This is a genomic window from Bacillus sp. AFS031507, from assembly GCF_002584635.1.
Taxonomy (GTDB): domain Bacteria; phylum Bacillota; class Bacilli; order Bacillales; family Cytobacillaceae; genus Neobacillus.
This window is the reverse complement of sequence record NZ_NUOW01000001.1, coordinates 160,932-173,282: the sequence shown is the minus strand read 5'-3', so window position 1 is coordinate 173,282 and position 12,351 is coordinate 160,932. Positions and strand designations below refer to the sequence as shown.

Here is a 12,351-nt window from a genome sequence, read left to right as displayed (position 1 = left end):
TTAGATTAGTGTCCAACAATTCGGGTGCAGCTCAAAGACCTAAGCGTTTTCTTGTTAAATGATTTGTTTTAAGCTAAAGTCAACAAAGGACTCTGAACGAATGGTTTTTTCGTGAAAGGTTAAAAATGATGTAACCGGATTTGGGATCACGATACATCTCATCCCTGCTTCAATTGCTGCTAAGGCTCCATTAAGTGAATCTTCAATTGCTAGTGCCTCTTGCGGCTCTACCTGCAACTCCTCTAAGGCCTTTAGATAAAGGGCAGGATCAGGTTTAACTTTTACTACATCTTCTCTTGTTTTAATTACCGAGAAATACTCCCAAAGCTGAAACTGTCTAAGGAACCCCTCGACCCATTCTCTCGATGAACTAGAGGCAAGCCCAATCATAAGCCTGAGCTCCCTAGCTTCCTCTAATTTTTCCACAACTCCCTCACGCACTTCTAAAATTCCCTTTTTTTCTAAGAAGCGCTCATGTGCTAATTTATTTATTTTTTTCGAATCAACCTTCATTCCCGTTTGTGCCTCTAAGTATTGAAAAAATCCCTCATCTGTAGTTCCAATACATTTAGCAAATTCCTCTAGTGGCAATTCAATATTAAACTTCTCTTTTAACAATTCCTCAAATACTTGATACCAAATCGTCTCTGTATCAATAATCGTTCCATCAAAATCAAAAATAACAGCTTTAATTGTCATGGTCTCCTCCCATTCTAGTGCACCAATTTACTTCTAGGTAGTTTCATTATAAATTGAATCCCTGCGACTGTCGCAAATTTAACTAAAAGAATAGAAACAATTTACCAAAGGATTACTTATTATTATTGATAAATGCTTTTTGAAAATCCAATTATAAGCAGTATAATAGAGTAAGAATATCATTAACTTAATAGGATCATCTATGTATTGAAAGGAGGAAAAATGTTGTTTGAAAAAGCATTGCCATTACTAGAATCCCACTTCGGTTATAGCTCCTTCAGGACGGGCCAGGAGCAGGCAATCCGTTCTGTTTTATCTAGTGAAAACACAATTACTGTTATGCCAACGGGTGGCGGGAAATCCATCTGTTATCAAATTCCTGCACTTGTCCTTCCCGGTACCACGATTGTCATTTCCCCACTGATTTCTTTAATGAAGGACCAGGTTGATGCCCTCATTCAAGTCGGTATTCCGGCAACATTTATCAATAGTTCGTTAAGTTTTGGCGAGGCAAATAGGCGAATGATAGAAGCGGCCGAAGGAAAATATAAGCTTCTGTACATAGCGCCTGAGCGTTTGGAATCACGTGAATTTCTTGAAGATCTTTACAGCATGGACATTCCATTAGTAGCCGTGGATGAGGCCCACTGTATTTCGCAATGGGGACATGATTTTCGGCCAAGCTATCGCCATATTCAACAACTAATTAATAGCCTGCCGCAAAGGCCAATTGTATTAGCCCTTACTGCTACAGCCACACCAAAAGTACGTGAGGATATTTGCGATTTATTAAACATTGATGAAGAGAATACGATTATTACCGGATTCGAGCGGGAAAATCTATCCTTTACGGTTATCAAGGGCCAGGATCGGGACAAGTTTATTAAAGACTATTTGAAAAAGAATGATAAAGAAGCAGGCATTATCTATGCAGCAACAAGAAAGAATGTCGACCAAATTTATGAGAAATTACTGAAAGCGAATATTAAAGCGGCCCGCTATCATGCGGGGATGGGCGATGTGGAGCGAAATCGTGAGCAGGAACGATTCTTAGAAGATAAAGCGACTGTGATGGTCGCCACCTCTGCTTTCGGAATGGGAATAGATAAATCTAATATCCGTTATGTGGTACATTATCAGCAGCCCAAAAATATGGAAAGTTATTATCAGGAAGCGGGCCGTGCGGGCAGGGATGGTTTGAAGAGTGAATGTATCATGCTTCATTCCTCACAGGATGTGCAAATTCAGCGTTTTTTAATTGATCAATCCAGTGATCGGAGCCGCATCACACAAGAATTAGCTAAACTCCAGCAAATGGTCGATTATTGCCATACCGAAAACTGTCTGCAGGAATTTATCTTAAAATATTTTGGTGAAACCGAAACAGAGCCTTGCGGCAGATGCGGCAACTGCTTGGATACGAGGACAAGCATCGATGTAACGAAGGAAGCCCAAATGGTGATGTCCTGCGTCATTCGGATGGGGCAGCGCTTTGGTAAAACGATCACAGCCCAAGTGTTAACAGGATCGAAAAATAAAAAAGTAACAGAAATGGGTTTTGACAGACTTCCAACCTATGGAATCATGAAGGATAGGAGTTCGAAGGATGTCAGCGACTTTATTGAATTCTTGATATCACAAGAATTGATCGCGATCGAGCAAGGGCAATTTCCAACCCTATTCGTTTCACCAAAAGGAAAAGATATTCTGTTAGGTAAAGAACAGGTCCATCGCCGTGAAACTGTACAGGTGAAACAAGTGGCCAAAGATGATCCATTGTTTGAAGTGTTAAGAGAAGTGCGGAAGCAGATTGCCGAATCAGAAAAAGTACCTCCATTTGTCATTTTTTCTGATGCTGCCTTAAAGGATATGTGTGCAAAGCTGCCGAAGTCTACGGAAGAATTTTTACAAGTTAGTGGAGTGGGAGAACTGAAACTTAAAAAATATGGCCTAGAATTTATTCAAGCCATCCGTACCTTCTGTGAAACTAATGTAGACTATCAAAGTGAGTTGGTACCTTTAGAGAAAGCTCCAAAGAAGCCCGCTAAAAAAGCTGGGGTAACCGATTCTCATTTGGAGACATTAAAATTACATCAGGGGAATATTTCGATTGCGGAAATTGCCGAGCAGCGGAATTTAGCAGTTAGCACGGTGGAAACCCACTTACTTCAATGTGCGCAACAAGGGTTAGAAGTTGATTTTTCAAAACATATTCCGGATGATTACATGCCGCTTCTAGAAAAAGCCTTGGCAGAAGCTGGACGGGAGCGCCTCAAACCAATAAAGGAATTGCTTCCCGAGGAAGTAAGCTATTTTATGATCAAAGCCTATGTTTATTTTATTAGCAAAAAGAAATAGATTGGCAAAAAGAAGGCATTCATCAATGAAATAATACAATTATCAATATTTTTAGAATATTCTTAATTGTTGTCGATATCCCTGTTATCTTGTTGATATTTCCCCGGGAATTTGTCGATATCACCTAATAAAAGAACAGGGCAGCATGTAAACTTAGCTGCCCTGTTCTTTATCATATTCATCTAAAAATGGCTTATTAGCATAATAGTACATCATCGCCATGAAAACAGCGCCGCCAATCATGTTGCCAATCGTTACAGGCACTAGATTGTGAATCACTCCACCCCATGAAATCGTCCCTGGATGGTTTAAAACTAAGGCAATGGCAAACGTACACATGTTAGCGATACTATGTTCATATCCGGAAATAAAGAAACAAAAAACAAACAACATCATCGCAAACATCTTCGGTCCATCGCCTTTTAGACCCATCGGAAGAAAAAAGGCCATACAGACGAGCCAATTACATAGAATCGCTCGGAAAAATAGCTCGGTTGTTGGAACCTGCATTTTGATCTCGACAACATGGAGTAAAAAGCCGTTAACCTCTGAACTTTCATAAAGCCCTGTTGTAAAAATAATAAAGGCAAAGACCGCCGCCCCGAGAATATTTCCAGCATAACTGCAAACCCATAACTTCAAAACCTCTGTCCAGGTCATTTTCTTACGCAGCGCTGCATAAGTGTAATAAAACGTATTTCCGGTAAATAAATCGCCACCGCCATAAGCGATTAAAATGATAGCAGATCCGAAGGTAAGTGCCGCCATCGGATAGGCAAACGGGTTATCTTTAACATAAAAGAAATTCCCCGTTTTAAACGCTACAATGACGCCAAAGCCGATAAACATACTAGCAAGCGCCGCCCGTAAAATATAACGGAGGATGCTTTTCCGGAAAATTTTCATCTTTTTTAGGGCGAGTTTCTCGGCTTCACCTAATGGCTGCATTTCCATGTTTGTCATAACCACCATTCACGAATAGATATTATCCGTTTATTTTTAATCGAAAAGGGCTTAGTTATGTATTATTGGGTAAATTTTTCATTAAACAAGCTTAGTATAATAACATTTTATAAAACATAAACTTTTGTAATAGTTAAAAATAGCAATAACATCCGTAATTCAGTTATAATAGAGGAGTTTTTTGAAGACTGATTTTAAGGAGTCATTATGTCGACATTGAAAAAAATTACCCCTTCGTATGATCCATGGGAAGCCTATTTAGATATCGAGCAATATGGAAAGCCTCAGTTAACCAATATCGAGTTCACCACAACAACACTTTGTAATATGCGCTGTGAGCATTGTGCGGTAGGCTATACACTCCAAACAAAGGATCCACAGGCGATTCCTCTTGATTTGCTATTAAAAAGATTAGAGGAAATTCCAACATTACGTTCGATAAGCATTACCGGAGGAGAACCGATGTTATCCTTATCCTCGGTAAAAAATTATGTTGTACCGATTTTAAAATATGCCCATGAGCGTGGTGTACGGACGCAGATTAATTCCAATTTAACCCTAGATCAAGATCGTTATGGATTAATCGTGCCTTACTTAGATGTTTTACATATTTCGCATAACTGGGGGACCGTCGATGATTTTGTCGAGGGTGGCTTTGCCAGAATGGAACGGAAGCCTGAATATGAACAACGGGAAAAATATTTTAATAGAATGATAGAAAATAGTCGTGGACTGGTAAGAGCAGGGGTGATGGTATCGGCGGAAACGATGCTAAACAAGCGGACACTACCGTATTTAGAAAAAATTCACCGCCAAATTGTTGATGAAATGCTATGCCAGCGCCATGAAATACATCCAATGTACCCAAGTGATTTTGCTAGCAATCTCGAAAGCTTATCACTTAATGAAATAAGAGAAGCAATCCATCACTTACTAGATGTCAGAGATGAAAATGTGTGGATGCTGTTTGGCACGCTCCCATTTTATGCATGCAGCGATAATCAAGAGGATTTAGCTCTTTTACAACGTTTATATAAAAGTAAAAATGTCACCGTCAGAAATGACCCTGATGGACGTTCGCGATTGAATGTAAATATTTTTAACGGAGATATTATTGTTACTGATTTCGGTGATACACCGCCACTTGGAAATATTCTGACAACAAATCTGTTACATGCATATGATACCTGGCAGTCGTCTGCCTTAGCAAAGGAATTAAGCTGTCATTGCCCGGCGGTTAAATGCCTTGGACCCAATATATTAGTTAAGAACAGTTATTATCAGGAAATGGACTTTACCAAGCGAGAAAACAGAATTAAGAAATAAAGCCAAAGCACTTTAAATGCATTAAATTTAAAGTGCTTTTTTACTTATTCCTTGCCCAATCTTAAAGTAATTAAATCGAGTGTTTTACAAGCTTTGGGTGACGATGCATTGAAACAAATAAAATAAATCCGCTAATAATTAATAATGAACTTGTACTGATAAAAACGGCAGAAAAACCGTAGTAACCAGATATGAATCCACCCAGCATCGGGCCGACAATATTCCCAAGGAAGCGCAAGCTGGTATTATAGCCTAATACTTCGCCTTGCATCGCAATCGGTGCCTCTTGACGGATATATGCAATCCGTACAGGAATAATTCCGCCAATCGTAACACCCAGTGCAAAGCGGATGATAACCAGTTGCCAAAGGCTAGAAACCGCTGCCCCAGGCAAGTAGACAATCCCCGCTAGAAAAAGAAGAATAACTAATATTTTGATATACCCATACTTATCAGCGATTTTCCCCCAATTTCTCGACATTAACAAATTCCCCAGTCCCGCAGCGGAAAAAGCAATCCCTGAATAAATGGCAACATTAGTTGTGCCATGCAGATCACTAACAAATAAGGATAAAATTGGTTGAATGCTAAAGTGAGCGATCTGAACTAGGGCTGAAATTAGTAGGACTGTTAATAACACAGGGTTACGAATAATATGTTTAAAAACTTCTTTGCTTGAGTAATGTGTTTTTGCACCCTTAGAAATAGGTATCAAGAATTCCTTTGTGGCAATCACTAACAGGACAGAGATGAAAATCGAAATGGACGTCCATTTAAAGGTAGTGGAATAGCCAAGAGAATCAGCTAAAACACCACCCAGTATCGGTCCTAACAATGAACCTGTAATACTACCTGTTTGGTACCAAGAACACGTCCCGCAATCTCCTTCGGTGTTTGCGTTGAGATAAAAGCCTGTGACATCGGAATAAAGCCCGAAAAGAAGCCCATGAAAAAGCGCAGTAACAGTAGTTGCCAGACAGAATGGACATAGCCCATTAGAAAAATAGATAAGCCCATCCCTAATCCGGAAATGATAAGGATTCTTTTTCTCCCATAACGGTCGCCAATTCTACCCCAAATTGGTGAGAGGAGGAAGGCAGAAACAAATGTGATCCCAAAGGTGATTCCCGACCAATGCTGAACATATTTTTCCGTGAAGTTACCAAACGTCTCAATGTACAATGAAATAAACGGCATAACCATTGTCATACTTCCTGCTACAAAGAAGTTCGCAAACCACATGATCATTAAATTACGCTTTGCACTTCTCTCCTGATACACTTTAAATAACACTTCTTTCTGAAATGTATTTCGATTAACTAAATATTATCATACCGAAATTTCTGATAATTTTTAAAGGGATATCCCTTATATATAAAATTGGAAATTACGTTTACTACTATTCAAAGGTTTTGGCGGATTGGGAATAATAACTGTATTACAAATATTCAAAACACTATTGACAACTTGTTAATGGGAGACTAAAATCTAATTTATTACTTTAAATGAATAATACGTTCTCTTATCAAGAGTGGCAGAGGGACTGGCCCGATGACGCCCAGCAACCGTTCCGTTTGGAATTGGTGCTAAATCCTGCAAAACAATTTATTGTTTTGAAAGATAAGAGAGGAGTAGTCCCTTAATTTGTGATGAAACCTCTCTTTTCTGGAGAGGTTTTTTATTTTTATATAAAAACAAACCTTTCCAATCGGAGTAATGGAGTATTGATAAGAATCTAAAAGGGGGAGCTTTAATCATGAAAAGAAATATCTTTAAAAGTACACTCGTATCAGCATTAGCAGCAACACTCTTACTCACAGGCTGTGCTTCTGAGGGAGAAACAAAACAAGCAAGCGCTCATAAAAAGGTTTCACTTGAAGGTGTATCTGAAAAGTTTACAAGTGGTGATCCGTTAAAAATCAAGGTTATCCGAAAAATTGGCGGTGACGATCATACTGCCCAGTTCTTAGCAGGTGCAAAAGAAGAGGGAGAAGCCTTAGGTTTTCAAGTGGACGTGTTTTCCGCAAATGGTGACACAGCTAAGTTCCATGATGCTATTAATCAGTCATTAGACCAGGATTATGATGGATTTATCATTTCTCATGGTGACGATGATGCGACTGTTAATGATGTAAAAAAGATAGTTGAAAAAGGAAAAAGTGTAGTTACATTTGACTCGAATCCAAATATTGCGAAGGTTGATGGAGTAACGCTTACTTCACAGGATGATGAAGCCTTAGCAACTTTGGCCCTTGATCAACTCGTAAAGAATACAAACGGAAAAGCAAATATTGCCTACCTATGGGTCGACGGTTTCCCTGCAATGGTTAGACGTAATAAGGTTTATCAAGATGTCCTTTCAAAAAATCCTGAAATTAAAGAAGTGGAACGCTTTGGTGTGGCAGCGGCAGATACAAGTGTACAAACACAAAACGCAGTTGCAGCCATGTTAAATAAATATCCAAAGGGCAAACTCGATGCCATATTTGCTACTTGGGATGCTTTTGCAATCGGTGCAGCACGAGCTTTGAAAGAAGCGGGACGTGAAGAAGTAAAGATTTATGGAATCGATGTTTCCAATGCGGATCTGCAAGAAATTCAAAGAAAAGGCAGTGCTTGGAAATACACAGCAGCTGTCGATCCGAAACTTATCGGTGCTGTTGATATGAGAATACTTGCGAAAAAGCTTGCGGGTGAAGAAACACCACAGACCTTTGATTTAGATGCTTCCCTTGTTTCACAAGAAAATCTTCTCAAAGCAAAAGAGCCTGTGAACATGGTTAATCTGGCAAAAATTATCCCAGGCTGGGGTCAATCGACTGCATTTGAGGAAGAGTGGATAAAAACGTTAAAGAAGCATTATAAAGAATAGTCGGTATACAACTAGACACTCTCTTTTTCAATAGATGAAGAGAGTGTTTGCTTACGGGGGATGATTTTGATGAGATCAACATTGGAGATGAAAAACATCTCAATAGAGTTTCCTGGTGTGAAGGCATTGAATCAGGTTGACTTTTCGATGGAAACGGGAGAAATACAAGCTTTGATTGGGGCAAATGGGGCAGGGAAATCAACGTTAATGAAGGTTCTCGCGGGTGCTTATGACCACTATACCGGTGAAATAAGGTTAGATGGAAAAAAGTTGAAGATTCGTTCTCCGAAAAATGCCCAGGACACAGGAATACAAATCGTTTATCAAGAAGTAGATACGGCTCTCATTCCATATTTAACTGTCGCAGAAAATATTATGCTCCATGATACAGTCCATAACATGGGGAAAAAGCAATGGATGAAATGGAAGGACCTTCATCAAAAGGCGGGGCAAATATTAGCGGGTATGAACATTAAGCTTCCGACGAAGAAGCTGGTAAGTGAGTTAACGTTAGCGGAAAAACAAATGATCTTAATCGCTAGGGCTGTTTCAAATCAGTGTAAGTTTCTTATTTTAGACGAGCCGACTGCACCATTGAGTCATACTGAAACGACGGAATTATTCCGGATCATCCGTGATTTAAAAAAGCAAAATGTAGGAGTTATCTTTATTTCCCATCGCTTGCCAGAAATTTTTGAAGTCTGCGATGAAGTGACCGTAATGAGAAACGGTGAATTTGTTGCAAAAGAGCGAGTTACTGATACGACCATCAACAAAGTGGTGGAGCATATGCTGGGACAAAAATTAGAAGAACAGTTCCCAGTGAAGAATACGTCCATTGGAAACACGGTCCTTGAGGTAAGAGGACTTTCAGATAGAGAGAAAATTAAAGATTTACATATTCATGTTAAATCAGGGGAAATCCTTGGAATTGCTGGACTTGTGGGTGCTGGAAAAACAGAATTGTGTAAGGCGTTATTTGGCTCTGAGAAATTAACTGGGGGAGACATCTTTCTTCATGGCAATAAATTAAAATTAAAGAGCCCCTATCATGCGGTTAAGAAGGGAATTGCTCTAGTTCCAGAGGAACGGAGAAAGGAAGGAATTCTGGTTCTTGAATCGGTAGAAACCAATTTAACAGCTGCAAACTTAGGGGAATTTTCAAAGGTGTTTAGCTTTTTAGATCGAAAAAAAGAAAAAGAAACGGCAAAGCAGTTGATCCGTCGCCTCGGAATTAAAACCCCTTCCGAAGAAACCAAGGTACAGAATCTTTCCGGGGGGAATCAGCAAAAGGTCGCAATCGGAAAGTGGCTCGTAGCTGAAGCAGATGTATATATTTTTGACGAACCAACCAAAGGCGTCGATGTTGGCGCAAAGAAGGATATCTTTGAGTTAATAGCTGAACTAGCAAACCGGGGTAAAGCAATTATTTATGCTTCTTCAGAGCTTTCGGAGATTATTGGGATTACTGATCGGGTCTATGTTTTATATGACGGTAGGTCCGTAAAGGAAATTGATACGAGAGAAACGAACGAAGAAGAACTATTATTTTATTCAACAGGGGGCAGGTAAAATGGAGGCAAATATTGCAGCAAAGAATCAGGAAGCCCCGGCAAAAAAAGTATTTGAGTTATTTCGCTTTTTATATAAATATGGGACGATTATTACGATTCTTGCACTTATTATTATTTTCTCAGTGGCTAATCCTACTTTTATTCAGGGCAGTAATATCATCAATATCTTACGTTCGATCTCCATTGTAACGATTATCGCTATCGGTATTACGATTTCATTGTCTGTTGATGGTTTTGATTTATCGGTGGGATCGGTAGCGTCCTTATCTAACGCCATTGTCATTTCGATGTTTGTATGGTTTTCACAAAACACATTGGTGGCGGTCATTTCTGCGATTGCTGCATCATTAGTAGTAGGTGCATTAAACTCATTCATGATTGTGAAATTAAGAATTCCAGATATGCTGATGACACTCGCTACGATGTTTATTATTCAAGGGACCGCACTGACATATACAAAAGGGGCGACAGTTTCACAAAACATGGTTATGAATGATGGCTCGATGGCATCGGGTCTGATCAGTCCTTTTTTTGCAAAAATCGGAGAAGTGCCGTGGATTATTATCATCATGGCAGTGACCGTGATCCTCGTGCATATCTTTTTGAACTATACAAAGCATGGCCGATATATGTATGTGATCGGTGGTAACAAAGAAGCGGCGAGACTATCAGGTATCCCAGTTAATAAATATAAGGTGGCAGCGTATTTGCTTTCGGCTCTGTTTGCCTCCATTGGAGGGATTGTGCTTGCATCAAGGGTTTTGACTTCAGAAATTAACTCTGGTGCTCCCTACTTAATGGATTCAGTTGCCGCCGCTTATATTGGCTTTTCAGTGCTCGGGGCAGGGAAGGCCAACGCGTTTGGAACATTTGTTGGAGCTGTCCTGATCGGGATTCTGCAAAACGGACTCGTGATGATGTCCGTCCCGTATTATGCGATGGATATTGTTAAAGGGACCGTCTTGGCCTTTGCGTTAGCAATTACGTATTATAAACAAAAATAATTGAACTATGATCAACCTATCCATTTTGCGGATAGGTTTATTTTTTTTGAAAAACCAGAGTAAAATCTACAAATATAAGTAAGTTTTGAGGAACAATATTTAGAGATAGGAGGGATCTTAATGGAACATTATGAAGCATTTCTGAGAAGTAAGAATTGGGTAGATACCGATTTAGATTCAAGGTATATAAATGTTAATCATCCCTATGCTATCTTAATTTCTGAGGATGAAGGGCAAATTACCTTAAGAGGTAACACTGGGTTTGATAATGGGCAAAATGGCGAGGAGATTTTTACGTTTAACTCATTGAAAGAGCTCCAAGAGTGGTTTGAAAACAATATTGGGGAGTAACGAGAACAAGCAGCCAGGGAAGGCCCCTGGCTATTTTGCTTTTTGTCGAGAAATGTCGTTTCATTTTTCTGAAAATTCAATTGACTAGAGTTTGAAAGTATAGTAATTTATATATAACAACATATAACGTTATATAAAGTTGTATATTGTTTAAAGAGTTTACTAGTGTTCATTGACTAAAATATTTTATCAGGGAGGCAACAAAATGACGACTGAATTAGTAATTGACGTAAAAAATCAAGTGCAACAAGCATTAGCAGAGGTAGAAAAAAGAAATATTTCCAGTGTTTTCTTTGTAGCATGTGGAGGCTCATCTGCCATTATGTATCCAAGCAAGTATGTAATTGACCGTGAAGCAAAGGTTCTTGATGCCCACCTGTTTAGTGCAAATGAATTTATCCATCGCAATCATGCAAAACTTGGAAGCAATTCCCTGGTTATTCTGTGCTCACACTCAGGAACCACACCTGAAACAGTAGAAGCAGCAAAATTTGCTAGAGCAAAAGGGGCTTTGGCTGTTTCTTTAACTAATGTGGAAGCGTCACCGTTGGCGCTAGCTTCAGATGTCGTGCTGAAGTATCAATGGGGTGAAGGAGCAAACGCTTTCACAACGAACTATTCGGTTTTATATCAACTAGTATTTGGTGTACTAAAAGTTGTTGAAAATAACGAAAAAGCTAGTATAGTAGAAGAAAGTCTTGAGAATTTACAGAATGTTTACGAAAAAGCAGCTGCACTCTATCAATCGAAAGCAGAAGCATTTGGACAAGATTATAAAGACGAGAAGATCGTTTATACAATGGCAAGCGGAGTAAACTATGGTGTTGCCTACTCCTATGCAATTTGTATCCTTATGGAAATGCAGTGGGTTCATTCCCATGCCATTCACGCGGGAGAATACTTCCACGGACCATTTGAAATTATTGATGAAGAAACACCATTCATTATCTTGCTTGGTTTAGATGAAACAAGACCATTAGAAGAAAGAGCACTAGAATTCTCTAAGCGTTATGGCAAGAAACTGGTTGTCCTTGATGCAAAGGACTTTGATTTCACTGGGGTAGCAGAGGAAGTACAGGGATACATCGCTCCATTAGTGTTAAATTATGTTTTAAGAAAATACGCGGATCAGTTAGCAGAAGCACGAAATCATCCGCTATCAAAAAGAAGATATATGTGGACAGTTGAATACTAAACCTAGCTA

Annotated in this window: 9 protein-coding genes, 1 pseudogene and 1 riboswitch; of the genes and pseudogenes, 7 read left to right on the top strand and 3 right to left on the bottom strand. The window is 39.2% G+C overall.

Annotated features, from left to right (window positions below; genetic code table 11):
• Positions 1–54: 54 nt before the first annotated feature.
• Positions 55–699 (bottom strand): HAD family hydrolase, encoded by a 645-nt coding sequence (locus tag COE25_RS00835; RefSeq protein WP_098930146.1) that lies wholly within the window; start codon positions 697–699, stop codon positions 55–57.
• Positions 700–924: 225 nt separating this feature from the next.
• Here COE25_RS00835 and recQ point away from each other — a divergent pair, with 225 nt between their 5' ends.
• Complete coding sequence (gene recQ / locus COE25_RS00830) at positions 925–3,057, top strand: DNA helicase RecQ (protein ID WP_098930144.1); 2,133 nt, start codon at positions 925–927, stop codon at positions 3,055–3,057.
• Positions 3,058–3,210: 153 nt separating this feature from the next.
• Here the strand turns inward: recQ and COE25_RS00825 are convergent, their stop codons facing one another.
• Positions 3,211–4,011: a formate/nitrite transporter family protein gene (locus COE25_RS00825; RefSeq protein ID WP_098930142.1), complete on the bottom strand. Its 801-nt coding sequence runs from the start codon at positions 4,009–4,011 to the stop codon at positions 3,211–3,213.
• A 216-nt stretch (positions 4,012–4,227) separates the two neighbouring features.
• On the opposite strand from COE25_RS00825, the gene yfkAB reads away from it, so the two are divergent.
• Complete coding sequence (gene yfkAB / locus COE25_RS00820; RefSeq protein WP_098930140.1) at positions 4,228–5,346, top strand: radical SAM/CxCxxxxC motif protein YfkAB; 1,119 nt, start codon at positions 4,228–4,230, stop codon at positions 5,344–5,346.
• 70 nt (positions 5,347–5,416) lie between these two features.
• Here the strand turns inward: yfkAB and COE25_RS00815 are convergent.
• A pseudogene (locus COE25_RS00815) lies at positions 5,417–6,594 on the bottom strand (MFS transporter).
• A gap of 271 nt (positions 6,595–6,865) precedes the next feature.
• Positions 6,866–6,973, top strand: a riboswitch (SAM riboswitch).
• A gap of 129 nt (positions 6,974–7,102) precedes the next feature.
• Here COE25_RS00815 and COE25_RS00810 point away from each other — a divergent pair.
• The 5 genes from COE25_RS00810 (at position 7,103) to COE25_RS00790 (ending at position 12,342) form a co-directional block, all read left to right on the top strand.
• Entirely contained in the window at positions 7,103–8,218 is a 1,116-nt protein-coding gene (locus COE25_RS00810) for a sugar ABC transporter substrate-binding protein (RefSeq protein ID WP_098930138.1), read from the top strand.
• Between the two features lie 69 nt (positions 8,219–8,287).
• On the top strand, positions 8,288–9,790 hold the full coding sequence (locus COE25_RS00805) for a sugar ABC transporter ATP-binding protein (protein WP_098930136.1): 1,503 nt from the start codon (positions 8,288–8,290) through the stop codon (positions 9,788–9,790).
• 1 nt (position 9,791) lies between these two features.
• Positions 9,792–10,796, top strand: a complete 1,005-nt coding sequence (locus COE25_RS00800; RefSeq protein WP_098930134.1) for an ABC transporter permease — start codon at positions 9,792–9,794, stop codon at positions 10,794–10,796.
• A 120-nt stretch (positions 10,797–10,916) separates the two neighbouring features.
• Entirely contained in the window at positions 10,917–11,147 is a 231-nt protein-coding gene (locus tag COE25_RS00795; RefSeq protein ID WP_088085742.1) for a hypothetical protein, read from the top strand.
• 205 nt (positions 11,148–11,352) lie between these two features.
• Positions 11,353–12,342 carry an SIS domain-containing protein gene (locus COE25_RS00790; protein WP_098930132.1) on the top strand — a complete coding sequence of 330 codons (990 nt, stop codon included), beginning with the start codon at positions 11,353–11,355 and terminating at the stop codon, positions 12,340–12,342.
• The last annotated feature ends 9 nt before the right edge of the window (positions 12,343–12,351 follow it).